The organism is Kitasatospora sp. NPDC023385 (assembly GCF_055664045.1).
The window spans coordinates 223,881-248,865 of record NZ_JBVOOL010000011.1; the positions used below are offsets into that span (position 1 = coordinate 223,881).

A 24,985-nucleotide genomic window follows, 5' to 3' on the forward strand; every position below is an offset into this window, starting at 1 on the left:
GACGCGATGACGACCCACCAGCTGCCCACCGCCCCCGCCACACCCGGCACCGGCTGGCACAGCCTGCACCTCGCGCTGCCCCTGTCCGCCCGGCAGGCCGACGACTTCGTCACCGCGGACCTCGCCCCGCTGATGGACGGACTCGCGGACACCGACTGGTTCTTCATCCGCTACGGAGAAGGCGGCCCCCACCTGCGGATCCGGCTGCGCAGCCCCGGCCCGCCGGCTGCCACCCTCGCCGCCGACCTCACCCGCCTCGCCACCCGCCGCGCCCCGCTCGACGGGCCCTGGACACCCCGCCACGGCGAGGTCACCGAGGTCCCATACGAGCCCGAGACCGACCGCTACGGCGGCCCGGCCCTGCTGCCGATCGCCGAGGAGGTGTTCACCCGCTCCACCCGTACCGCCGTGCACGCCCTGCGCGCCCTCGGGGCGGCCCCCGACTCCCGCCTGCCGCTCGCCCTCGACCTCGCCCACACCACCGCGTACGCCCTCGGCCTCGACGAACTCGCCGCCTCGCGCTGGCTGCGCCGTCACGCCGCCTCCTGGCGCTGGGTCACCGAGTACCCGCCGCTGCCCGGCGCCGCCGTCCACACCCGGGTCAACACGGTGTTCGCGCGGCAGCGGCAGGCCCTGGCCGGACGCGCCCGGGCCCTGCGCGCGGCGCTCGACGCCGGGACGGCCGCTCCCTGGCTCGCCGACTGGGCTGCCCACGCCGCCGACGCAGCAGCCCGGATGCGGGCCGTGGCGCCTGCGGACGCCTCGGAACGCCTGTCCTGGGTCTGGGCCTCCCAGCTGCACATGCTGTTCAACCGGCTCGGCGTCGGCCCCGACGAGGAACGCGCCGTCTGCCGCCTCGCCGCCCGGACCCTGCTGGAGACCGCGCAGCCGTTCACCTTCTTCCCCACCGACCACTACGCGCCCGACCACCAGTACCTGGAGCGCAGCAAGTTCCAGATCGGCCGCACCGAGGACACCGCCCTGCGTGACCTCCCGCCCACCCCGGCACCACCGCCCCGCCCCGGCGACGTCCCGCTGCCCGCCGACCCCCTGCCGCCCGTCACCCTCGCCGCCGCCCTGCACACCCGCCGCTCCACCCGGGGCACCCTGACCGGCCCGCTCACCGCCGGCACCCTCGGCGGCCTGCTGTGGTCCGCGTATGCCCCCGGCCCCGACACCGGCCACCGCCCGTACCCCAGCGCGGGCGCCCTGCACAGCGTCCGCGCCCGGCTGGTCGCCCGCACCGTGGACGGCCTGCCAGCCGGCACCTACCAGTGCCTCCCCGAACACCGCAGCCTGCGCCCGATCGGCCCGCCGCCCGCCCTCGCCGACCTCAAGGCCCTCTCCTCCTACCTCTCCCGCCCGGCCGTGGACCCGAACGCCATCGACATCGAGGAGGCCCCCGCCGTCCTGGCCGTCTACCTCGACCTCGCCCACCTGCGCCGCCGCTACGGCCTGCGGGCCCTGCGCCTCGGCCTCCTCGAAGCGGGCCACCTCACCCAGAACCTGCTCCTCACCTCCGCCGCCTTCGGCCTCGGCACCACCCCCCTCGGCGGCCTCCACGACGACCTCGCCCACGAACTCCTCGGCCTGGACGACCTGGCGGAGCCGATCCAGTACCTGCTCCCGCTCGGGCGGCCGACGCCCCCGTAGGGGCTGAGGGCCTGTGACGGTCGGTCAGTCCGCGAGACCCAGCGGGTCGGGGGCGTCGGCCAGCAGCTCGGGGCCGTTGTTGCGGACGCTGTTGACGGTGGGGGGAACGGCGCGGACGCGCAGGTCGCCGTCGGCGGGGCGGCGCAGGAGGTGGTGGAGTTCGGCGGAGTCGGTGTGGGTGGGGGAGAGCCAGGCGGGGAGGTCGTCGGGCGCGATGGTCAGCGGCATCCGGTCGTGGACGCGGCCGGCGCTGTCGGTGGCGTCGGTGGTGATCACGGTGGCGGTGGCGAGCCAGGCGAGCGGGTCGTCGTCGGGGCGGGTGCGGTCGCGCCAGAACTCGTAGAGGCCGGCCATCAGCATCACGCCGCCGGTGCTGAGGAAGTACGGCTGCTTGTACGTCTTGCGGTCGGCGGTGGCGGGGACCTCGCGCCACTCGAAGTAGCCGTCGGCGGGGATGACGCAACGGCGGGCGGTGAAGGCCTTGCGGAAGGCGGGCTTGGTGTCGACCGTCTCCGAGCGGGCGTTGATCATACGGGCGCCGCCGGACGGGTCCTTGGACCAGGACGGGACGAGGCCCCAGCGCAGCGGGCGCAGCTGCCGCAGCACCTCGCCGGTCTCCCGGTCGACGCGCTCCAGGACGGCCGGCACCGGGTCGGTGGGGGCGACGTTCCAACTCGGCGCGAGGGCCTCGGCCGGATCCCAGCGGAGCTCTCCGAGGAGGGAGACGAGGTCCTGGGGCGTGGTGGTGGAGACGAAGCGGCCGCACATGCGTCCCAGCCTGCCACGTGGCACGGACAACGCGCTCGCGGTCGGGGCGGTCAGCGCGGCGCGTGGCCGCCCGGGGTGTGGCCGAAGGTGCGGCGGAAGACGTCGATGAAGGCGCTGGCGGAGGCCCAGCCGCAGCGGTGGGCGACGGCGGTGACGGGCAGGCCGTCCGCGAGCAGCACCAGGGCGTGGTGGAGCCGCAGTTGGGTGCGCCACTGGGGGAAGGTCATACCGAGGTCGGCGCGGAACAGCCGGGAGAGGGTGCGGTCGCTGGCGCCGACGGCGCGCCCGAGTTCGGCGAGGGTGCGGCGGTCGGCCGGGTCGGCGTCCAGCAGGGCGCACAGGGCGCGCAGCACGGGCGTGACGGGGGTGGGCAGGTGGAGCGGCTGCTGGGGCGAGGCGCGCAGCTGGTCGAGGAGGACGGCGCGCAGCCGGGCGCGCTCGGGGGTGTCCTGGCCGGGGGTGCGGGTGTAGGCGACGATCAGTTCGCGCAGCAGCGGGCCGACGGCGAGGACGGTCGGGCGGTCGAGGGCGAGCGGGTTGTCGGTGGCGGGCAGGCCGACGAGGTGGAGTTCGAGTGCGCCGTGGGCCTGGTGGGCGTGGACGGTGCCGGCCGGGATCCACAGGGCGCGGTTGCCGGGGGCGACCCAGGAGCCGGCGTCGGTGGTGATGGCCACGACGCCCCGGGCGGCGTAGGCGATCTGGTGGTCGTCGTGCCGGTGCGCGTCGATCCCGCCGCCGGGTGGCAGGAGTTGGGCCCGGGTCGGCGCCACCGGATCGTGGCGGATTCTCGGCATTGCTTGGCAGCTTATCGGAAGTCCGACAGAGGTGGTCGAGCGGAGCATGGCGGCATGCCGAAGCGAACCTCCGACCGCACGTCGATCCTGCTGCTCTCCGTCGGGCACGCCTGCGTGGACGTCTACCAGGGCGCGGTGGCGGCCCTGGTGCCCTTCTTCGTCGCCGAGCGCCACTACACCTACGCCGCCGTGTCCGGGGTGGTGCTCGCGGCGTCGCTGCTGTCCTCGGTGGCGCAGCCGCTGTTCGGGGCGCTCACCGACCGCCGACCGCTGCCCTGGCTGCTGCCGGCCGGCACGCTGACGGGCGGGGCGGGCATCGCGCTCGGCGGGGTGAGCGGCTCGTACGGGCTGACGCTCGCCTTCGTGGCGCTGTCCGGGATCGGGGTGGCGGCCTACCACCCGGAGTCGGCCCGGGTGGCGCGCCTGGCGGCGCAGCGGTCGCGGGGCGGGCGGGGCGGCCACCGGGGGATGGCCTGGTTCTCGCTGGGCGGCAACCTGGGCTTCGCGGCGGCGCCGCTGCTGGTCGCGGTGGTGGTCGGCACCGGCGGGCTGCGGCTGACGCCGCTGCTGGTGCTGCCGGCGCTCGCGGGCGTGGCGCTGTGCCTGCCGGTGCTGGGCGAGCTGGAGCGGCGGCGCACGGCCGGGGCGGGCGATGCGAAGCCTCCGGCGGCGGACGACCGGGCCTCCTTCGTGAAGCTGTCGCTGGCCGTGGTGTGCCGCTCGATCGCCTTCGTCGGGCTGAGCACCTTCCTCTCGCTCTTCGTCACCCGGCGCCTCGGCGGCGGTTCGGCGGCGGGCACCGCCGCGCTGGTGGTGCTGTACGCGGGCGGCGCGGTGGGTTCGGTGCTGGGCGGCGCGCTGGCGGACCGCTGGGGGCGGGTCACGGTGGCCCGCCGGTCGTACCTGGTGGCGGCGGCCGCGATCGCCGGGGTGCTGCTGGTGCCGGGCCCGGCGCTGTACCTGTGCGTGGCGCTCACCTCCGCCGGGCTGTACGTGCCGTTCTCGCTGCAGGTCACGCTGGGGCAGGACTACCTGCCGTCGCGGATCGGCACGGCGAGCGGGATCACCCTCGGCCTGACGGTGAGCATCGGCGGCCTGGCCGGACCGCTGATCGGCGGCCTCGCGGACGCGACCTCGCTGCGGGCGGCGCTGCTGCCGCTGGTGCTCATGCCGGTGCTGAGCTGGGCGCTGTTCCGGACGCTGCCGGAGCCGGCGCTGCCGGAGCCGGCCGGCCAGGAGCCGGCGGACTCCGGTGGCGTCCGGGCGCCGGCCGACCCGTCGCGGTAGCGGTCCGGCGCCCGGTGCGGGCGACTCAGTGGTGGTTCAGGAGCCGAGGGCCCAGCTCTGGCCGGCGGGCGGGTCGGTGGTGACGGGCGCGCCGGGGGCGGGGGCTCCGACGCCGAGGGCGAGGCCGGTGGCGACGTTGGTGACGGCGAGGGCGCCGGTGGCCGGGTCCTGCGCCACCTTCCACTCCTGCCAGGGGTTGCCGGGCGCGAGGTCGAGCAGGTAGGCGCTGTCGCCGGCGGAGGCGCCCGCCGAGAGCACGGTGTGGCGGTGGGTCGGGGTGTCGCAGCCGTCGGTGATCCGGACGGTGCCGTCGGGATTGCCGGTGAAGGTCCACTGCTGCGCGGGATCCCCGCTGCGCCGCGGCTCCACGTCCGTGATCGAGGTGAGCGGCGAGCCGCAGGAGCCGGCGACCGAGAGCGCGAGCCCGCCGGTGGTCAGCGGGTGGGAGGCGCCGTCGTCGACCACGCCCGAGGTGCCGCCGGTCGGCTGCGCGCCGAGCCGGTACAGGGCTGCCCCGTGCGGGGGCAGCGCGGCGGCGAGCGCGCCGGTGACGGTCGAACTCGTGCCGGTCCACAGCTCCTTGGCACGGTAGCCGGTGCCGGCGAGGCCGAGTTCGGTGAGGCTGGTGCCCACCGTGCGGGCGGCGGACGGGTCCTGGTTGAGCAGCAGGACAGCGGTGCCCCCGTCGGCGAGCTGTCGCTTGAGGACGACCGGTGACCGCCCGTCGGCGGGCTTCGCGCCGACCAGGGTGGCGGGCTTGGCCAGGGCGTCCTGGTCGACGGCGATGACGTCGCCGTTCCTGAGGACCGCCAGGCTCGCGGCGCTGATCCCGGTGGACCAGGTGTAGCCGTCGGAGCTGTGCCGGGACTGCTCCGGGGTGCGCAGGTCGGCGCCCGAGATCAGCGGTGCGGCGAGCATGGCGAGGATCGACGTCTCGGTCCGGGACTCGTCGTCGGTGAAGGGCCTGTGGCAGGGGCAGGTGTCGGTGGTGCCGTAGAGGCCGTAGACGTCCTGCCAGCCGGTGAACATCATGTCGAGGTCGTTCCAGCTGCCCGGGCGGACGTTGCCGGGGTAGCGCAGCGCGGTCTGCAACTGCCCGTTCCAGAGCACCCCGTCGAGTTCGCTGTCCCGGTCGCCGCCGATCCGGCACAGGTGGGCGACCTGGCCGCACCAGATGCCGGTGGGCGAGTAGCCGGGCGCCTGGAACGGGGCCGTCCCGGCGGCTCGGACGACCGGGTCGGTGCGGGCCGGGTCGTCGGCGGCGAGCAGGTACGGGACGCCGGTGTGGACGGGCTGGGCGGAGACGCTGAGGGTGACCTTGGGCCTGCCCTGGGCGGCGGAGGCGGCGTCGAGGGCGTGCTGGAAGGTCTGCACCCGGGTGTAGATCGAGCGGGTCAACTCCCTGCCCTCGCCCTGGGTGCCGTAGTCGTGCCCGTCCGGGCCGGTGATCGGCGGGCCGTACGGGCAGTCGTCGTACTTGACGAAGTCGACGCCCCAGGAGACGAAGTCGGCCGCGTCGGTGCTCTCGTGGCCGAGGCTGCCGGGGTGCATCTGGCAGGTGAGGTAGGTGTCGGTGCCGTACAGGCCGAACTTCATGCCCTTGCTGTGCGCGTACTGGGCGAGGTACGCGATCCCGTTGACGGTGCGGCCGTTGACGGTGCGATCGGGGAAGTGGTCGGGGCGGGGGAGGAGGTGGCCGGAGGTGGGGTCGGTGCCGGTGCCGTCGCTGCCGCTGACCGGGTGCCCGGCGCTGTCGTAGAGCTGGAGGCCGCCGTCGGGGTTGCGGACCAGGTCGGTGGTCTGGCCGTCGCGGTGCCAGAGCGACCAGCCGTCGTCGATGGTGACGGTGTCGTAGCCGGCGGAGACCAGCCCGTTGCCGGCCATGAAGTCGATGGTCTGGACGACCTGTTCCTGGGTGACCTCGGTGCCGAGGGAGTTCCAGGAGTTCCACCCCATGGGCGGGGTGAGCGCGTTGCCGTTGCCGAGCGCGGCGGCGGGCGTGGCCGTGCCGAGGCCGGCGGTGGTGAGGCCGGCGGTGGCGAGGGCGAGTGCGAGGAGGGTGGCCGCCAGGCGGCGCGGAGTTGGGCGCATGCGTGCTCTCCTGAGGTGGGGGCGAGCGGAACTGATGACACGTCAGGTCCGGGTTCAGGGAGCCGCGGCCGGCCGGGTGGGGCCGGCCGGCCGCGGTGGTGCGGTGTGGGGGTCAGTGGTGGGGTGGGGTCAGTCAGTGACGGCTGCGGTCGCGGAGCGGCCGGGGGCGAGGGTCACGGTGACGTAGGTGTACGTGCTGCCGTCGACGGTCTTGGCGCGGACCTCCGCCGCCTCGCCGTCGACGGTGAGGTGCGCGTGCTGCCCCCGGAAGCGGGCCTCCCAAGTGAGCGGCTTCGTACCGGTGTTGGTGACCGTACTGGACCGCTCGCCGTCGTGGCGGACGGTCACCGTGCCGCCGCCGACCGGGATGTCCGCGACCTGGAGCCAGCCCATCGAGGCGGGCAGCCGGGAGTCGGTGGCGAGCGTGCCGGCGGCGGCGTCCGGGTCGACGCCGAGCAGGCCCTGGACGGTCTGGGCGAGCAGGGTGAACGGGACTTCGGGGTAGTCGCCGTTGAGCAGCCGACCGCTCACGTGCTGCTCGCCGACGCCCTCGTAGACGTGGCGCATCCACTTCCAGGCGGTGGCGCCGTCGTGGTTGGCGAAGAAGGCGTCCGGCAGGTAGGTGTAGGCCTCCAGGTTGGCCGAGCGCTCCGGGCCGGAGTCGGCGGCGTCGACGGCGGCGAGGACGGCGTCCCGGCGCGGGCCCGGGTCGAGGAGCTGCTTGACGGGCATCAGCACGCTCGCCTCGTAGCCCCAGCCGGTGATCGGCCGGCCGGCGGTGTCGTAGCCGTGCACGACCTCGCCGGGCTGCCCGACGGCCAAGCTCCAGGTCGAGTTGACGTACGACCGCAGCGCCTCGGCGGCCTGCCGGTAGCCGGCGGCGGAGGCGGCGTCGCCGCGCGCTTCGGCCAGCGTGGCGGCGGCGAGGTACGCCTGGTACTGGGCGCCGAGCGCGTCGCCGGCCTCGGCGTAGGTGCTGGTGGCGTTCTCGGCGTAGCTGGCGGTGCCGGCGAAGATGCTGCGGCTGGTGGCCTGCGGGATCGGCAGGCCGCCGTTGTCGACGGGGCCGGGCCGGCGGGTGATGAACGGGCCGAGGGTGTTGCGGACGTACGTGCCGAGGGCCGGGTCGTCGGCGTAGTCGCGGTCGCCGGTCCAGCGGTAGGCCTCGCCGGTCTTCTGGACGAGTTCGAACGGCGCGGGCAGCTCGCGGACGAACCGGTTCGGGCTGCGGTAGTCGATGGCGCCGTACGTGCGGGCGTCGAAGTTGAGCGCCCAGACCGGGTGGAGCCCGTTGGTCTCGGTGGCGGAGGCGGCGAAGCCGCGCAGCATGGTCTTGTTCTCGGCGTCCAGGCCGAGCAGGTGGGCGCCGACCAGCTGGTGGGCGAAGTCGCGGCTGTAGAAGGCGGACCGGAACGGGTAGCCCGCCCAGTACGTCGTGTCGTAGGCGATGCTGCCGGTGCCGCCGGGGTGGTTCTCGTCCATGTCGAGGACTCCGGCGGTGCCGGCCTGCTGCACCCAGCTGTTGGCCTTGGTCTTGGCCCAGTCGAACAGGGCGACGACCTCGGGGTCGGAGGAGCTGATGACCGGATCGGCGGGCGCGGACGGGGCCACGGCGGCGTCGTCCACGTTGACCCAGCCGGCGGGCGTGGAACCGATGGTGAGGGTGATCCGGTCACCGGCGGCGACGCGGACCCGGGGGAGGGTGTACTTCGCGTACAGCGGCTGCTCGGGGAGGGCGAGGGAGCGCACCACGGTGCCGTTGACGCTGACCGAGAAGGTGCCGCCGGCGCCGCCCGTCGCGATCCACGCGGAGAGGTCGTGACTGCCGGCGGTGCCGGCGGTCGTCTGCCGACTCACCGCGTACCCGCTTCCGGCGTCGAGGTAGGCGAGGCGGGTGCCGCCGTGCGGGTTGTTGGTGGCGATGCCGGTGTGTTCGGTGAGGGTCCAGCCGTCGGCGCCCTGCTCGAAGCCGGGGTTGGCGAGGGCGAGGGCCTCGGTGCGGGTGAGCGTCCAGCGGTGGGCGGGGCGCGCGTCGCAGTGGCGGTGCACGGCGGCCGGCTCGGTGCTCAGGCAGGCGCCGGTGGCGCGGACGGCGAGGGTGTACGTGCCGTGCGGCGCGGGGGAGATGGTGAAGCGCTCGGCGTCGGGGGCGGTGCCACAGTCGGTGGTGGCGGGCTGGCGGCCCTGGCTGCCGAGGGTGAGACAGCGGCCGCTCACGGCGTTGACGAGCAGGTAGTCGCCGCCGGTGCGGCGCAACTGCCAGCGCTGGCTGAGCAGTCGCTGACAGGCGGCGCCGACGACCGGCGTGCCGGCGGCGGACTCCGCGTACCGCGGGCTGAGGCAGCTGCCGTCCAGCGCGGAGCCGAGGACGTAGCTGCCGCCGTCCGCGGGAGGCGCCCCTGCGGGTGCCTGGTCGGACGCGAGTGCCGGGCCGCCGCCGAGGGCCTGGGCGGCGAGGACGGCCAGGAGGAGGAGACCGGACGGCAAGGCGCGGGTGCGGGGCATGGCGGTCTTCTTCCGGCCGGGGGCGGGGGGTGTGGGACGCGGTTGGAACGTTCAAATCCGAGCGTGACAGGCCGATGGCTCGTCTCATGTGATGGGTGACATTTCACATGGTTGATTGAGTCGCGTCAACGGGCAGCGCACGGCTGGGTGCGACCGGGCGCCGTTGTGCGGGGTGACAGGCCGTCACGGGCGGCGGTAAAGGCCGCCCGAGTGGCGACGGCTCCTGCCCACGAGGAGGGGCAGGAGCCGTCGCGCCGCCAGGCCCGGCCGTACCGGGCCGGGCGGCGCATGATGGGGGGCGTTTCGGGTCAGCCCCGGGCGACCACCAGCTGGCTGGAGCCGTCCGGCAGCCCGGCGATGGCGGCGCGCCGGGCCGGGAAGGAGCTCGCGCCGTACGGGCCCTGGACGGCGCCGAAGCCGCTCCAACTGCCGTTGGCGAAACGGGTCTCGTGGTAGACGTTGCCGTCCCCGCCGACCACCGCCACCTGGGACGAGCCGTCCGGCAGGCCGGCGATGCCGACCGTCCGCGCGGTCATGGTGGGCGTGCCGTTGCCGGGGAGCGCCGCGAAGCCGGACCAGGTGCCGTTGGCGAAGCGGGTCTGGTGGTAGACGTTGCCGTCGTTGCCGATCGCCAGGATCTGCGAGGAGCCGTCCGGCAGGCCCGTGATGGCCACCCGCGTGGCCGCCATCCGCGGGCTGTTCACACCGGGGATCGCGGCGAAGCCGCTCCAACTGCCGTTGGCGAAGCGGGTCTGGTGGTAGACGATGCCGTCGTTGCCGATCGCCAGCACCTGCGAGGAGCCGTCGGGCAGACCGGCGATGGCGACGTCCCCGGCCGCCATGGTCGGGGTGCCGATCCCCGGGAGCGCGGCGAAACCGGACCAGCTGCCGTCGGCGTAACGGGCCTGGTGGTAGACGTTGCCGTCGTTGCCGATCGCCAGCACCTGCGAGGAGCCGTCCGGCAGGCCGGCGATGCCGGCCCGCTGGGCGGCCATGGTCGTGGTGCCGATCCCGGGGAGCGCGGCGAAGCCGCTCCACCCGCCGCTCGCGGCGCGGACCCCGTGGTACAGCTGGCCGTCCAGACCGATGCCCAGCTCCTGCGAGGAACCTCCCGGCAGCCCGGCGATCGCCGCCTCCGAGCCGCGGAACATCCCCGCCCCGCCCACCAGCGGACCAAAACCGGGCCAGTTGCCCGAGCTCTGGCGCACGCCGAGGTAGAACCCGGACGACTGGGCCGGCGGAGCACTGCCGAGCTGGATGTCGAGGAGGTCCTGGTCGATCCCGATCGTGAAACCGCCCCAGGTCTCCGGGGCCTGCGGCGAGGCGTACTGGTGGGCCCGCTGGTGGTCGGCCCAGTAGCCGGCCGGTAGCGCCGGGTCGTCGGTGTCCTCCCGGCCGTTCCAGTTGGCGCTGAAGACGGCGTCCGGCATGGTGTAGGCGCCGTTGCCGGCGTTGGCGGCCAGGTCCTTCATCCCGGACGAGGAACTGCTGTAGACGCCGGAGTTGTAGCCCCAGGCGTGCAGTTCGTTGGTCCAGGCGGTGAGGAAGCCGAGCACCGCGCCCGAGTACTGCGAGACGTAGGCCTCCATGTCGTAGTAGAGGACCGTGCCGGGGCCGAAGCCGAGGGACTGGGCCTGGCTCACCGCGTCGTCGGCGGCGTTGGCGCCCTCGGCGGCCGGGGAGGCGATCTTCGCGGCCTGCGTGCCGACGTACAGCGGCATGAAGGCCCACCCGCCGGCCTGCTGCTGCTGGACCCAGGAGGCCGTCAGGTTCGGTTGGGCGCAGGCCCGCTTGGCGCCGCCGATGTAGATGCCGACCGCCCGGTAGGGGGAGGAGGCCATCCACGCGTTCATCGCGGCGCCGGAGGGTGCCGTACAGGCGTCGAACCCCTTGCCGCTGTAGTTCGTCGCGGACGCGGGTACCAGCGCCGGAGCCGCGGCGGGCGCGGCGGGGTCGGACGACGGTGCGGTGGCGGCGCCGGACCTCGGTGCGACGCCCGGCGCGGAGCCCGCTGCGGCGCTCGGTGCGAGGGCCGTGGCCGGTTTGGCGGGCGCCGGTGCCGGGTGGTGCGCCGGCTCGGGGGTGATCCCGGCGCCGGTGATGATCCGCCGCACCAGCGGCTGGTCGGTGTCGTACGTCCCGGTCACCGCGACGACACCGTCGCTCGCCCGGATCGTGTGCGCGACGGGGTTGGTGCCCTCCCGGTCCGGCGCGGCCGCCGCGGCGGGCTCGACCAGCAGTGCCTCCGTACGCCCGATCAACCGGGGCGGGCAGGCCTGCTGTTCGCCCGGCCGGCCGAGGTACACGGTGTGCTGGTCGAAGCGGACGCAGGCCTGCGGGTCCACGGCCAGGTCCACGACCGGCCAGGCCGCGGGCACGTGGAAGACACGCCCCTGGTACGTCACCGCCTTGGTGTCCGGACTGCCGGCGGGCGCGGCTTCGGCGGAGCCGGCGGCGGACGCCGCCATGAGCGCGGCCGCCACGACGGCCGACGCGCTCCGGAGCGCTGTGATACGGGACTTCACCCAGATCTCTCCTGACATGGCGAAGGGCCGCGCGCCGAGAAGTCGGCCGCGCGGCGGTGGCGGCCACGATATCCACGCCCACGACGGGTGATCGACGCGGGCCCCTCGGTAGTCCCGACCGGCCGTCAGACGCCGCTCCGGGACGCCCGGTCCTGCGCCGGGGAGGGCGACGGACGAAGGAAGTGAACGCGTTCAGAATCTTGGGCTACGCTGTCGCGAGAAGCTGACGCACCAGGGGGAACTCATGAAGGTCGTCATTCCCGGTGGATCCGGCGCCCTCGGGACGCTGCTCGACCGGAGTCTGACCGCCGCCGGACACCAGGTGGTCACCCTCACCCGCAGGGCCGTCCGGCCCCGGCAGGTCGCCTGGGACGGGCGCACACTCGGCACCTGGGCGAAGGAGATCGACGGCAGCGACGTCGTGCTCAACCTCGCCGGGCGCAGCGTCAACTGCCGCTACACCGACGCGAACCGGCGCGCCATGATGGACTCCCGGGTGCTCTCCACCCGGGCCGTCGGCGAGGCCGTCGCAGCAGCCCGGCGCCCACCCGCCGTCTGGCTGCAGATGAGCACCGCCACGGTCTACGCCCACCGCCTCGACGCCCCGAACGGCGAGCGGGACGGTCTGATCGGCGGCGCCGAGCCCGACGCCCCGCCGTCCTGGCGGTACAGCATCGACATCGCCCGGGCCTGGGAGCACGCCCAGGCGGAGGCCGAAACCCCGCACACCCGCAAGGTCGCCCTGCGGACCGCCGTCGTCCTCGGTCCCGAACGCGGCGGCGCCCTCGACGCGCTCTCCTGGCTGGCCCGCCTCGGCGCCGGCGGTCCGATCGCAGGCGGAGCGCAGTACGTCTCCTGGATCCACGAGCGCGACTTCGCCCGCGCCGTCGACTTCCTGATCGCCCACCAGGAGCTCAGCGGGCCGGTCAACCTCGCCGCGCCGAACCCGCTGCCCCAGCGCGAGTTCATGCGCGACCTGCGGACGGCCTGGGGCATGCCGCTGGCCCTGCCCGCCACCCGCTGGATGGCCGAACTCGGCGCCTTCGCCCTGCGCTCCGAGTCCGAGCTGCTGTTGAAGAGCCGCCGCGTGGTGCCGACCCGCCTGCTGGGCGCCGGCTTCACCTTCGAGTACCCGCACTGGTCAGCCGCCGCCCGCGATCTGGTCCGGCGCCTGCGGGGAAGGTGACCCGGGCCGAACCTCGCACGGTTCGGCACGGGGCCGTCACAGCTCCGCTGCCGCGCCGCACCACCTACGAGCCCTACAGAGGACATGGCATGTCGTCGGCACACCACACAGCCAGTGACATGGAGGAGTACGCCTACCTCTGGGACGGGTCTGAACCCGGTTGGATCCTCTGCCGGAGCAAGATCGTCGATATTCCGGTGATCTTCAATCGGGTCACCCGCATGCTCCTCCTGATGGAGGACAACGACGAATGGCGCGCCGTCACAGAGGCGATGCTGAGCCACGGCGTTCCGCTGCTGGACGGAATCCCGCTTGAGGAGTAGCCGAACGGTCAGGTCGAGTGGCGACGCCGACTCGACCTGACCACGGGCGTTTCACCTTCATCCGGGCCGCGCGATGACCCGTGGGAAGCACCTACGCCCGATGGGGCTCCGGGCTGGCCGGCGCCGCGCCGAGTAGCCGCCTACGGCAGCAGCAGCCCGTCCAGGACCCGGCCGAAGACGAGCCGGCCCACGGCAGCGATGACCGGATCGGCGAACCGGGGCACACCGGTGATCAGCAGCTCCTCCGCCCAGACCGCCTCGCTGCTCCCATCCACCGCCCGGACCCGCAGCACGGCCCCGCCGCGCACCGTACGGCCGCGCTTGGCCAGCCGGCAGAGCCCCTCGCGCCCCGGCCCGGGCGCGACCAGCTCGACGATCTCCATCGGGTCGTCGAAGCGCAGCGGTCCGAAGGCCGTCCGGGCCAGGACGACGTCGCCCACCTCCCGGCCGGTGCCCCGGGCGACTCCGACCCGGGTGAACGGCACCCGCTCCCCGTGCCGGGGCCAGGCGGTCAGCCGCTCCCAGCAGCGGGCCGGCGGCAGCGGCGAACGGCGGGTCAGGACGAAACGGGCCATGGGCCCACCGTAGTGCCGTCGCCGCTGCCAGTGCCGTCAGTGCCGTCAGTGCCGTCAGACGGGTGCGGGCCTCACCGCCGGTGCGGGTCCGCCAACAGCCCCGCCAGCGCCGTCAGGTCGCCCTCCTCGCCGAGCAGCACCACCAGCGGCGGGTTCGCCGCGGCCGCCAGCCGGGCGATCTCGTACGCGGTGACGCCGAGCCCCGGCGGGGCGACCAGCGCGACCGGCGCGCGGGACTCCAGCAGCGGGCCGAGCACCGGCCGGTAGGCGGCGGGCGGCGGGTCGCCGTCGGCGGGGCGCAGCACGGCGAGGGCCTGCGGGCCGGGCCAGCGGCGGGTCGCGCCGGGGTAGCGGGTGTGCGGGGCGCCGGGCGGCGGCAGCAGCAGGACCCAGCCCGCGCCCGGGCGGGTGGCGCGGCGCAGCAGGTCCAGCCTCACCGCCGGGGCGTCGGCACCGGGCGATCCACCCGTGTCCCCCGAGCCGTGCGAACCGTCCGCGTCCGAGCCGGGCTCGCCGAGCCGGGGTGTCGGCTGTCCGGCGAGGGTGGAGCGCAGCACCTCCGTGGTGCTCAGCCCGCTCGGCAGGTCGGGGAAGGTGCGCAGCAAGTGGGCGCTCTGGCTGAGGAGTTCGAGGGCGTCCTGGTCGGCGAGCAGGGCGCGGTCGTGGGTGGCGGTGAGGACGAGCCCGCCAGTGGCGTCGTAGTGGGCGGCGAGGGTGATCGGGTACGAGGTGAAGGTGCCCGCGGGGACGGGGCTCTCCACGTGGATGCCGTGCGCGGCCAGGTCGGTCTCCAGCCGCAGGTGGTGCGAGGCGGTCGGCTGGTGCTCCAGTACGACGAGGCTGTTGGGCCGCTGCCCGCGCGATCCGGCCGTCCAGCGGTGGGCCTGCCCGGGGGAGATCCACTCGTACGCGGCGAGGTCGAGCACGCCGTCGCGCAGTGCCGCGAGCAGTTGCGGCACGGTGGTGCCGGGGTGCAGCCGGACGGAGATCGGCAGCGGGTTGCGCAGGGCGCCGGGCAGCCGGTCGATGCCGTCCAGCGGGATGCCCCGGCCGGAGACGGTCACCGCGAAGCCGACCCGGACCGCCCTGGCCGGTCGGCGGGGCCGGTCCGACTGCGTCGCGCGGTACAGCAGGAGCGCCCAGGCGGCCTGCAGCGCGCTGCTCTCGCCCGCGCCCCAGGCGGCCGCCCAGCCGCGCAGCCGGACCGCCTCGTACGGGGTGAGTCGGCGCCGGGCCCGGCCGCTGCCGCGCCGGCGCGGGTCGGGGGCGAGCGGCAGGACGGCCGCGGCGCCGGGCCGGGTGGACCAGAACTGCCGTGGTGCGTCGGTGTCCTGGGCCTGCATCCAGCGGGCGTGGTCGCGGAGGTCGGGGCGGCGCTCGCCGCCGGGCAGGACGCCGCCGGTCAGGTAGGCGCGGTAGAAGGACTGCAGGAGCAGACGCACGCTCCAACCGTCCAGCATCGCGTGGTGGTAGCTGAGCAGCACCCGGGTGGCGGGGCCCTCGTCGGAGTCCGGCGGGGCGTCGAGCAGGGTGGCGCGCAGCAGGGCGGGGCGGCGCAGGTCGAAGCCGCGCCGGCGGTCGGCGGCGAGCAGCTCGTCCCAGTCGGCGGCGCCGTGCGGGTGCCGGGTCACGTCGGGGACGGCGCGTTCGTGCAGCACCATCCAGGGGTCGCCGGTGCCGTCCTCGTCCCAGTCGAAGGCCGCGCGCAGCACCGTCTCGTGGTCGGTGACGGACTGCCAGGCCGCGGTGAAGCGTTGGGTGTCCAGCGGCCCGTGCCAGTTCCAGGACAGCTGTTCGACGTGCCGGCCGCCGTGGTCGGCCGGCCCGAGCACCTGGCGCAGCATCTCCCGCTGCAGCGCGCTGGTCGGCACGGTGACCGGCTCCGGCGGCTGCGCCAGCGCCTCGCGCAGTTCCGCCAGCAGGGCGGCGGCGTGCCCGGGCGGGCCGGGTGCGAGGCCGACGAAGAGCCGCCGTCGGCCGGCGCGGTCGGCCGCCCGGTCCCGGCTGGCCCCGCCGTCGCCCCAGGCCCCTCCGTGGCTGTCGCCCTCGCCCCCGCCCCGGTCGTCGACCAGGACGGCCCGCAGCCGCGGCCCGCGGGCCAGGCTGCGGCCCAGCTCGGCGAGCACCCGGTCGAGTTCGTCCGGGCCGTCCACGGTCCGCTGCCACAGCGCGTCCTCCCGGGTGTCGGGGGGCGGGGCTCCCGGCGTGGCGGCGTCCGGCAGGACGGTGCGCAGTGCGGCGCGCAGCACCTCCGGCTCGTACGTCCGGTGCAGCTCGGCCAGGACGAACTCGCTGGCCCGGGCGGACGGCACGGAGGACGGTACGGCGGCCTGCCGGGGCCGGGCCGCGGTGCGGGCCAGCGCGGCGCTCACGGCTCCCGCGTCGAGCCGTCTCGGCGGGCGGGGGGCGGGCAGGCAGGGCTCGGGCGCGGGGGCGCCGGACACCAGCAAGGTGACGGGTGCGCTGGAGAACTGACGATTCGTCATCACTGATCAGCGGGCACCGGAGCCCGAGTCCTTCCCGTGGGCCGGCCTGGATCGCGCCGGGGTTACTGGGTGGCGAGTCCGCCGCAGACGTTGAGCGCCTGGGCGGTGATGCTGGCGGCGGTCGGGGAGGTCAGGTAGCCGGCCAGCGAGGCGACCTCCTCCGGGGTGGTGTAGCGGCCGAGCGGGATGTGCGTCTGGAAGTGCTGGTGGATGGTCTCGGGCGTGGTGTTGTAGGCGGTGGCGTACTCGTGGTGGATCCGGGCGGTGTGCGGGGTCTGCACGTAGCCCGGGCAGATGGCGTTGACGGTGGTGCCGGTGGGCGCCAACTCCTTGGCCAGCGCCCGGGTGAAGCCGATCACGGCGTGCTTGCTCGCGGTGTACGGCGCGCCCAGGGTGACGGCCTGTTTCCCGGCCGTGGACGCGATGTTGATGATGCGCGGGTGTGCGGTGGCGGTGATGTGGCCGTGTCGGAGCGTTTCGCGGGTGACCAGGAAGACGGCGTTGAGGTTGGTGTCGATGACGTCGTACCACAGGTCGTCGGTGGTGGTCGCGGTGGGTCCGCCGCCGGTGCGTCCGGCGTTGTTGACCAGGACGGTGATCGGGCCGTGGTCGGCCACCGCATGCCGGATCAGCGCGGCGACCTGGGTCGGGTCGCGGACGTCGCAGGGGCGGCCGTCGGCCTGGTGGCCCTCCTCGCGCAGGGTGGCCACCGCCTGGTCGATGTGCTGGGCGGTGCGGGCGCAGATGAAGACACGGTGGCCGCGGCTGCCGAGTTCGCGGGCGATGGCGAGGCCGATGCCGCGGGTGCCGCCGGTGATCAGGGCGAGGGGTTTCTCGGGTGCGGTGGTCATGACGCGTCCTGTGGGTGAGGGCGGCTGGGAGAGGTCGGCGGGACGGCCGTTCCGGCGGGCTGGGCTGGGCTGGATGGGCCGGTCTGGGCTGGGCCGGGCTCGGATGGCTGGTCCTGGTGGGGACAGGCTGGTCCTGGCGGCCCTGGGCTCAGGCCGAGTACAGGTTGTAGGTGGTCGGATGCGCGGTGGTGGGCGTGTTGAGGGTCGGGTCCAGGGTGAGGATCGCGTGGTGGAGGTGCTGCAGGTGCGGGGAGGGCTGGATGCCGAGCTCGGTGGTCAGCCGGTGCCGCAGGTGGTGGTAGGTGGTCAGGGCGCTGGTCTGCCGGCCGGCCCGGTAGAGCGCGACCATGGCCTGGGCGTGCAGGCCCTCGTGGTGCGGGTGCTGATGGGTGAGGTGGGTGAGTTCGGGGATGAGCTCGTTGTGCCGGCCGAGGCGCAGGTCGGTGTCGATGCGCCGTTCCAGGGTGACCAGCCGGCTCTCCTCCAGGCGCATGATCTCGATGCTGAGGATCGGCCCGGGCCGCACGTCGACCAGGGCAGGGCCGTGCCAGAGGGCCAGGGCCTGGCGGAAGTGGGTGGCGGCCTGGTGGTCGTGGCCGTGGTTGAAGGCGTGCTGGCCCTGGGTGATCAGCAGGTTGTAGGTGTGGACGTCCAGGCTGTCCGGGTGCGTGGTCAGCTGGTAGCCGCCGTGACGGGTGGTGAGGATGTCCTTGGCCGTGATGTGCGGGGTCGGGCCGAGGCCCTGGGTGATGCGGCGGCGCAGCTGCAGGATGTACGTCTGCATGGTGGTGAGCGCCTGTCTTGGCGGGTCGTCCCCCCAGATCTCCTCGATCAGCGTGGCGATGGGCAGGATCCGGTTCGGGTAGAGCGCCAGGAGGGCGAGGATCTGGCGCTGCTTGGCGGCGGAGGGGACGACGGAGATGCCGTTGAGGTCGGCGGTGAGCGGGCCGAGGACTCTGAGCTGCATGGCGGTTCTCCTTTCGTGCGCGGGACGGTGGGTCGGGCGAGGGGTGGAGACTCGGTCCTGCGGATGTGTGTGCGAATCGAGGGGATGGTGGGTGGATGCGTCGCACCCTAGTTGTGCCGCAGGGCCCGGTCCGGATTCCTCTAGTGCGGGTCGAGCGCGGTTCCGGGCGCCTTGGTGGGAGTTTCCGGGCGCGCCGGTGCGGCGGGGCGGCTCCCGGTGCGGGTGCGGCCCCGCCGTAGGGGCGGACAGGAGTGGAGTGGTGGGCGCGGGCGGGAGGCGCTACTTCTTCCGCAGGTCGCCCGAGAAACCGCCGACCAGCAGGTGCAGACTGCCGTCCGGGTTGCGGGTGTACACCTGGTCGTGCGGATCGGCCGCGCAACCGCTCAGGGAGTTCATCGGGGCGGTGCGCAGTACCACGCGGTCGGCAGTGGCCTGGACGAGGTCCGCGACGGCATCGCAGTAGCGGGTGCCGACGCCGCCGTTGTTGTGGATCTGGGCGACCGGGTCGTTCGGGCGGCCCTGGCTGAGCGTGATCGTGAAATCGGGCTTGAGGAAGGTCTGTTCGCTGCCGAGGGTGCCCTGCCAGGTGCCGAGGAACGCCGCCGGGATCACACCGTCGGACGCGAGGGCGGCGGCCGTCGGCTTCGTGGTGGTGCCCGGATCCCTGGTGGCGCTGCGGTCGCCGTCAGGGACGGCCAGGTACACCACCGTGCCGGTCAGCGCGGCGATCAGCACGGCGGAGAGAAGCAGTGATCCGAGTCGGATGCGAGGGCGGCCGGGCAGCGTTTGCGGAGGGTGCGGCTGGTGCCGGAGGGGCTGCGACGGATGAGCCGCCGGATGCGAAGGCGACAGGTGCGAAGGTGACAGGTGTGAGGGCGATGGGTGTGAGGGCGACGGGTGCGGGGCCGTCGGGTACCGGTGCACGGGCGGCGGTGCGGACCACGGCTCCGGCGGCCCGAACCGCCCGGTGGGGGAGGTGGGCCCGGAAGGTGAGTCGACGTCCAGGTCCAGCAGGTCGACCGCCAGGGCGGCCAGTGCTCCTCCGATCGCCGGGGGCAGCCAGTCCCGTTGGTCCAGCCGCTCGCCCGCTGCCCGGTCCTGCGCCGTCAGCCACTCGCGCAGCTGCGCCGGGGTGGGGCGGCGGTCCGGGTCCTTGGCCAGGCAGTCCGCCACGACGGCGTACAACTGCGTGTCGGGGATGTCGAGTTCGGGCTCCTCGTGGAGCACCCGGTAGAGCAGGACGGCCGCGCTCACCCCCGACCCGAACGGCGCGGTGCCGGTCGCCGCGTACGCCAGCACGGCTCCCAGCGAGAAGACGTCCGACGCGGCCCCCGCGCCCCGGGCCTCGGCCTGTTCGGGGGAGAGGTAGCCGGGGGAGCCCACCACGAAGCCGGACCGGGTGAGCGCCGTCGCCGCGTCCAGCGCCCGGGTGATCCCGAAGTCGATCAGCCGCGGGCCGTCCAGCGCCAGCAGCACGTTCGACGGTTTGACGTCCCGGTGCACCAGCCCCCGGGCGTGGACGGCCTGCAGGGCCTCCGAGAGACCCACGCCGAGCGAGCGGACGGCCGCGCCGGGCAGCGGGCCGAAGTCCCGGACCGCGCTGCCCAGCGAGGGCCCGGCGACGTACCCGGTGGCCACCCAGGGCTGGGCGCCATCGGTGTCCGCGTCCAGCACGGGCGCCGTCCACCGGCCGCCGACCTGCCGGGCGGCGGCCACCTCGTTGCGGAACCGCACCCTGAACTCCGGGTCCGCCGCGTACTGTTCGTGCACCAGCTTGACGGCCACCGTGCGCCCGCCCGCCGTACGGCCCAGGTACACCCGGCCCATGCCGCCCGCACCGAGCCTCCGCAGCAGCCGGTACTCGCCGACCTGCCGCGGATCCTCGTCCCCCAGCGCCTCCACGCCGACACTCCCCTCGCCGCCCGCCCCGTACACTCCACGCCAGACGGTACCGCCGGGGGCCCCGGTTGCGGTGGCCGGTGTCCTGCCGGGGACGGGGACGGGGTGGGAGGCTCAGCCGCGCGGAACGCCGCTGGGCTCGCCACCGGCGGTGGCGTCCGATGCGGCGTCCGGTGCGGCGTCCGGTGCGAGGTCCGTCCCGTGGCTCACGGTGTCGCCGCCGGGTGCCGCCTGCCCGTCGCGGCTCGGACGGCTCGGACGTTTCGGAGGGCTCGCGGGGGTGGCGGAGAAGGCTGGGAAGGCTGGGGTGGCGGAGGGCGCCGGGAGGTGCGCCTGCTGGTCCGGCGGGTAGAACTGCCGCGCCCAGTGCCGCATCGCGCCGATCGGCCCGTCACCGGCGGCGAGCCGGGGCGGCGACAGGTACCTCTTGGTGGACCAGATCGGGAAGTCGGCCGAGGTGAATTCGAGGTTGCGCTTGAACATCAGCCCCGCCAGCATCGCGGTGAGCGTGCGGCTGACGGTGCGGGCGACTAGCGGCGGCAGGCCGGCCGGCTCCCTCATGATGAAGCGGCTCGCCTGCCGCAGCTGCATCCGGCCGGGGGACACCTGGGTGGGCATCACCAGCGAGCAGATCTCCATGCCCAGTGAGGGTGTGCGGACGTCGGTGTGCAGCGCGGTGAGGCCGTAGCCGTCGACCTCGACGTCGACCTGCCGCATCCCGAGCAGCGGGAAGGTCTCGCGGACCCGCATCGAGACGTGGAACCGGGTGCCGTCGAATTCCACCGGGGCCGCCAACTCGCCCTGCGGCCAGCCGTGCAGGGTGACGAAGTGGCCCAGGTCGAAGGAGTTCTCCATGACGTCCTGGGCGTAGCCGGGCATCTCGAAGGAGGCGTACCGCAGCGGCTGCCGGCCGTCGCCGAGGACGTGCCAGGACGGGATCTCCCAGTCCGGCTCCCGGCCGTCGTGGTGGCGCCAGACGAAGACGGTCTCGTTCACCTCGCGGATGGGCAGCTGCGTCAGGGCGGCCTTGGGCGGCGGGGTGCCGTAGCCGGTCCGCACGCAGCGGCCGTCGGCGTCGAAGGCGAACCGGTGGAAGGGGCAGACCAGGTCGTCGCCCTCGACCGCCGCCAGGCCGAGGTGGGCGCCCAGATGCGGGCAGTACGGGCGGATCGCGCGTACCCGGCCGTTCCGCAGCCGGTACAACACGACGTCGGATCCGGCGAGTTGGCGGGTGAGGACGGTGCCGGGCGGGAGCTCGGCGGAGAAGGCGAGTGCGGACCAGCCGTCGGGGTAGGGCAGCGCCGGCGGCAGGGCGAGGTCGGCCGCGGTGGGGCGGTCGCTGACGGGGTGGACATGCTTGTGGGACACGTGCATGGACTCTCCTGTCGGGTCCGTCCGGCGCCGCCCCTCCCAGGCGATTAGCGCTCGAACAGAATGCATTTCAGATGCTAGCCACGGACCGTGTGTGCTCGCACGGACAACCTCCCGAGAGCGGTGGAAGTCTGATGATGTGCCAGGCTGAAATGGTCAAAGCTTGGCAAATTCCGGTCGGCTCCCTAGATGTGCCATTGCACATGTCACATCATGCTCCTCATGAGAAAAGCCATCGCCCTGCTCGCGGCCGTCACGGCCGTCGCCGCCCTCGGCGGCACCTCCGCCTCCGCCGCCGGACCGGACGCCACCGACCTGGCGGACACCGGCCAGGGAAGGCTCGTCTGGAGCCCCTGCAACGACGCCACCACCCCCGCGCTGCAGTGCGCGATGCTCGACGTACCCGTCGACTACGCCGACCCGCACGGGCGGAAGATCGCCATCAAGCTGAACCGGCTCCCCGCCACCGCGCCCAAGGACAGGCAGCAGGGCCCGATCCTGCTCAACCCCGGCGGTCCCGGCGACTCCGGGCTCTGGATGCCCGGGTACATCTCCGGGCAGCTCCCGGCGGACGTCGCCTCGACCTACGACTGGATAGGCTTCGACCCGCGCGGCACCAACGGCAGCGACCCCCATGTGGTCTGCGACGCCCACTACTTCGACGCCGAGCGCCCCGACTATCAGGTGAGCCAGGGCACGTCCAAGGCCTGGCTGAAGAAGGCGGCCGGCTACGCCGCCGACTGCGCGGCCGACTGGTCCTGGCTGCTGCCGCACATGACCACCGTCGACAACGCCCGCGACATGGACAGCATCCGCCGGGCGCTCGGCACCCCGAAGATCAACTTCTACGGCGGCTCCTGGGGCACCTCGCTGGGCTCCACCTACGGCCAGCTGTTCCCCTCGCACGTACGCCGGATGGTGCTGGACAGCATCGTCGGACCGACCATCAGCTGGTACGACCACAACATCCTGCAGGACAAGGAACACCAGCGCCGCTTCGACGCCTTCGCGGCCTGGGCCGCCAAGGCCGACCCCGTCTACCACCTGGGCACCGACGCCACCGCCGTCGAGCAGGCCTACCGCCAGGTCGAGGACGCCCTGCGGAAGGACCCGGTCGACGCCGCCCCCGCCCCCGGCAGGATCGGCCCGGCCGAATTCGAGGACACCTTCTACGGCGGCGGCTACAACTTCCTGCGCTGGCCCCGGATGGCCACCGTGCTCTCCGCCTACCTCACCCAGCACGACACCCGCCCGCTGAACATCGCGTACAACAAGTACGCGGCCCCGGGCCCCGACGACGGCGCCTTCCCGGCGTACAACGCGGCGCAGTGCACCGAGAACGCCTGGCCGCGCGACTGGGAGACCTGGAAGAAGGACCAGGCCAAGGTCGACGCCGCCGCGCCCTTCTACACCTATAACAACATGTGGTACAACGCCGCCTGCATGTTCTGGCCGTACCAGGGCAACCCGGCGGGCCGACCGAAGATCACCGGCAAGGGCCTGCCCCCGGTACTGCTCTTCCAGGCCACCGAGGACGCCGCCACCCCGTACGAGGGCGGACTCGCCATGCACGACGCCCTGCCCGGCTCCAAGCTGGTCGTCCAGACCGGCGGCAGCTTCCACGAGATCCTCTTCCACGGCAACGCCTGCCTGGACGACACCTTCACCGCCTACCTGCGCGACGGCAGCCTGCCCGACGGCAGGGGACGGATCGCCAAGACCTGCGCGCCCGAAGCCGACCCGGCGCCGGTGTACGTCACTCCGCCGCCGGCGCCGGCCGCCGCGAAGGCTGCGCCCGAGGCCGGCACCGCGGCGGGCACCGCGACCGGCACCGCCGCCCGCCTCGCACCGACCGACCCCGAGGCCGTGCGCGGCGTGCTGCGGTAGCCGACCGCCAGGGGGTGGCCCGCGCAGCCCGCGGGCTACCCCTTCTGCGTCCCGCCGACCGCGCTCAGCGGCGTGGCCAACGACTCCAGGCTGCGCCCCTCCGCCCGCACCCCGATCGCCGCCTCCACCAGCCCGGCCAGCGTCATCAACGCCGCCCCGACGCAGAACGCGAGCGTCGTGTCGGCCGCCCTCCCGCTGCTCACCAGCCCGTTGAACAGCAGCGGCCCGCTGATCCCGCCGACCGCCGTGCCCACCGCGTAGAAGAAGGCGATCGACAGCGCCCTGGTCTCCAGCGGGAAGATCTCGCTCACCGTCAGGTAGGCCGCGCTCGCCCCGGCCGAGGCCAGGAACAGCACGAGCGTCCAACAGGCCGTCATCGTCGTGGCGGAGAGGTCGCCGCGCTGGAAGAGGACGGCGGTGGCGAACAACAGCGCGCCGGAGCCGAGGTAGCAGCCCGCGATCATCGGCTTGCGGCCGACCGAGTCGAAGAGGTGGCCGAGCAGCAGCGGGCCGAGGAAGTTGCCGACCGCGATCACCGCGAAGTAGTAGCCGGTGCGGCCGTCCGCCACACCGAAGTAGGTGGTCAGGATGACGGCGTAGCCGAAGGTGATCGCGTTGTAGAGGAAGGCCTGGCCGACGAACAGCGCGAGGCCGAGCGCCGTGCGGCGCGGGTACCGGGCGACGACGGTCCGGACGATCGTGCCGAAGCCGAGTGCCGCCCGCTCGCTGATCCGGATCGGCTCACCGGTGACCGGCGGCAGCGGCGCGCCGGTCGACCGCTCGACCGCTCGCTCCGCGTCGGCCACCACCTCCTCCGCCTCCCGTGCCCGCCCGTGGGTGAACAGCCAGCGCGGGCTCTCCGGGACGTGCCGGCGCACCAGCAGGATCACCAGGCCCAGCACCACGCCGATCCCGAAGGCGAGCCGCCACCCGACGTCCGTCGCGAACAGCGAACTGTCGAGCAGCGCGATCGAGGCGAAGGCGCCGAGCGCGGCGCCGACCCAGAAGCTGCCGTTGATGATCAGGTCGATCCGCCCGCGCACCCGGGCCGGGATCAGTTCGTCGATGGCCGAGTTGATCGCCGCGTACTCGCCGCCGATGCCGAAGCCGGTGAAGAAGCGGCAGAGGAAGAAGAACCAGGCCGACCAGGACAGCGCCGTCACGGCCGTCGCGGTCAGGTAGACGGCGAGCGTGAGCATGAAGAGCTTCTTGCGCCCCAACCGGTCGGTCAGCCAGCCGAAGAACAGGGCGCCGGAGCAGGCGCCCGCCACGTACACGGCGGCGGCGACGGTGGTCACCTGACTGGTGGAGATGGCGATGCCGCTGCCGCTCTGCGCCAGGCGGGCCGCCATGTTGCCGACGATCGTCACCTCCAGGCCGTCCAGGATCCAGACCGTGCCCAGGCCGATGACGATCCGCCAGTGCCAGGCGGCCCAGGGCAGCCGGTCCAGACGGGCGGGCACCCGGGTCTCGACCACCCCTGGCTCCGACTGCGGTCGGTGGGCGGTTGACGGCGGTGATGCTGTTGAACCCGATGGCGCTGCTGGGGTGGATGACATGGATGACTTCGCCTGATCGGCCATGACAGGTCCCCTCTCGTTCGTCCTGTCCCGCTGGTCCTGCTGGTCCCGCTGGTCGTGGCGCCCCGCTGCCTCGCCCGCCTCCGTATCGCCGTCGCGTTCGGTGAGCGGTCGCGCCCGGTGTGTCATCGACCCCGCGCGTCGATCGCCCGCGAAGAGACCCGGCGGAGGAGCCGGGGTTTCCGGCCGGGATTCGTCTGCCCACTCCGGCTTTTCCCATTCGCGCCCGCTTGGCGG

The 24,985-nt window shown here is 74.1% G+C and carries 17 protein-coding genes; 5 read left to right on the forward strand and 12 right to left on the reverse strand.

Annotation, left to right across the window (positions count from 1 at the left end):
• The first annotated feature begins 6 nt into the window (after positions 1-6).
• Complete coding sequence (locus AC0B61_RS19545) at positions 7-1,653, forward strand: thiopeptide-type bacteriocin biosynthesis protein (RefSeq protein ID WP_471741948.1); 1,647 nt, start codon at positions 7-9, stop codon at positions 1,651-1,653.
• Between the two features lie 24 nt (positions 1,654-1,677).
• Here AC0B61_RS19545 and AC0B61_RS19550 read toward each other — a convergent pair whose 3' ends face one another.
• Together AC0B61_RS19550 and AC0B61_RS19555 are read right to left on the reverse strand one after the other, a co-directional pair.
• A complete protein-coding gene (locus AC0B61_RS19550) occupies positions 1,678-2,421 on the reverse strand; it encodes an SOS response-associated peptidase (RefSeq protein ID WP_471741949.1) in 744 nt (247 codons plus the stop codon).
• A gap of 50 nt (positions 2,422-2,471) precedes the next feature.
• Positions 2,472-3,215 carry an AraC family transcriptional regulator gene (locus tag AC0B61_RS19555; protein WP_471741950.1) on the reverse strand — a complete coding sequence of 248 codons (744 nt, stop codon included), beginning with the start codon at positions 3,213-3,215 and terminating at the stop codon, positions 2,472-2,474.
• Between the two features lie 54 nt (positions 3,216-3,269).
• Here AC0B61_RS19555 and AC0B61_RS19560 point away from each other — a divergent pair, with 54 nt between their 5' ends.
• Positions 3,270-4,502 (forward strand): MFS transporter, encoded by a 1,233-nt coding sequence (locus AC0B61_RS19560; protein ID WP_471741951.1) that lies wholly within the window; start codon positions 3,270-3,272, stop codon positions 4,500-4,502.
• Positions 4,503-4,538: 36 nt separating this feature from the next.
• Here AC0B61_RS19560 and AC0B61_RS19565 read toward each other — a convergent pair whose 3' ends face one another.
• From AC0B61_RS19565 to AC0B61_RS19575, 3 genes are all read right to left on the reverse strand, one after another.
• The gene (locus AC0B61_RS19565) at positions 4,539-6,593 is read right to left on the reverse strand and encodes an alpha-galactosidase (RefSeq protein WP_471741952.1); all 2,055 of its coding nucleotides are present in this window, start codon (positions 6,591-6,593) and stop codon (positions 4,539-4,541) included.
• A 129-nt stretch (positions 6,594-6,722) separates the two neighbouring features.
• Entirely contained in the window at positions 6,723-9,098 is a 2,376-nt protein-coding gene (locus AC0B61_RS19570; protein ID WP_471741953.1) for an RICIN domain-containing protein, read from the reverse strand.
• 308 nt (positions 9,099-9,406) lie between these two features.
• On the reverse strand, positions 9,407-11,623 hold the full coding sequence (locus tag AC0B61_RS19575) for a glycoside hydrolase domain-containing protein (RefSeq protein ID WP_471741954.1): 2,217 nt from the start codon (positions 11,621-11,623) through the stop codon (positions 9,407-9,409).
• 244 nt (positions 11,624-11,867) lie between these two features.
• Here AC0B61_RS19575 and AC0B61_RS19580 point away from each other — a divergent pair, with 244 nt between their 5' ends.
• Positions 11,868-12,809, forward strand: a complete 942-nt coding sequence (locus AC0B61_RS19580; RefSeq protein ID WP_471741955.1) for a TIGR01777 family oxidoreductase — start codon at positions 11,868-11,870, stop codon at positions 12,807-12,809.
• A gap of 119 nt (positions 12,810-12,928) precedes the next feature.
• Entirely contained in the window at positions 12,929-13,132 is a 204-nt protein-coding gene (locus AC0B61_RS19585; RefSeq protein ID WP_471741956.1) for a hypothetical protein, read from the forward strand.
• Positions 13,133-13,272: 140 nt separating this feature from the next.
• Here the strand turns inward: AC0B61_RS19585 and AC0B61_RS19590 are convergent, their stop codons facing one another.
• From AC0B61_RS19590 to AC0B61_RS19615, 6 genes are all read right to left on the reverse strand, one after another.
• Positions 13,273-13,707 carry an SRPBCC family protein gene (locus AC0B61_RS19590; RefSeq protein WP_471741957.1) on the reverse strand — a complete coding sequence of 145 codons (435 nt, stop codon included), beginning with the start codon at positions 13,705-13,707 and terminating at the stop codon, positions 13,273-13,275.
• Positions 13,708-13,778: 71 nt separating this feature from the next.
• Complete coding sequence (locus AC0B61_RS19595; protein WP_471741958.1) at positions 13,779-16,193, reverse strand: condensation domain-containing protein; 2,415 nt, start codon at positions 16,191-16,193, stop codon at positions 13,779-13,781.
• A 62-nt stretch (positions 16,194-16,255) separates the two neighbouring features.
• The gene (locus tag AC0B61_RS19600; protein WP_471741959.1) at positions 16,256-17,044 is read right to left on the reverse strand and encodes an SDR family NAD(P)-dependent oxidoreductase; all 789 of its coding nucleotides are present in this window, start codon (positions 17,042-17,044) and stop codon (positions 16,256-16,258) included.
• 148 nt (positions 17,045-17,192) lie between these two features.
• A complete protein-coding gene (locus tag AC0B61_RS19605) occupies positions 17,193-18,011 on the reverse strand; it encodes an AfsR/SARP family transcriptional regulator (protein ID WP_471741960.1) in 819 nt (272 codons plus the stop codon).
• A 279-nt stretch (positions 18,012-18,290) separates the two neighbouring features.
• Positions 18,291-19,913 (reverse strand): serine/threonine-protein kinase, encoded by a 1,623-nt coding sequence (locus AC0B61_RS19610; RefSeq protein WP_471741961.1) that lies wholly within the window; start codon positions 19,911-19,913, stop codon positions 18,291-18,293.
• A 111-nt stretch (positions 19,914-20,024) separates the two neighbouring features.
• Entirely contained in the window at positions 20,025-21,284 is a 1,260-nt protein-coding gene (locus AC0B61_RS19615; RefSeq protein WP_471741962.1) for a Rieske 2Fe-2S domain-containing protein, read from the reverse strand.
• Positions 21,285-21,503: 219 nt separating this feature from the next.
• Between AC0B61_RS19615 and AC0B61_RS19620 the strand changes: the two genes are divergently transcribed.
• Positions 21,504-23,168, forward strand: coding sequence for an alpha/beta hydrolase (locus AC0B61_RS19620; protein ID WP_471741963.1), 1,665 nt, complete (start codon positions 21,504-21,506; stop codon positions 23,166-23,168).
• 35 nt (positions 23,169-23,203) lie between these two features.
• On the opposite strand, the gene AC0B61_RS19625 is transcribed toward AC0B61_RS19620, so the two are convergent.
• Positions 23,204-24,727, reverse strand: a complete 1,524-nt coding sequence (locus tag AC0B61_RS19625) for an MFS transporter (protein WP_471741964.1) — start codon at positions 24,725-24,727, stop codon at positions 23,204-23,206.
• Positions 24,728-24,985 lie beyond the last annotated feature (258 nt).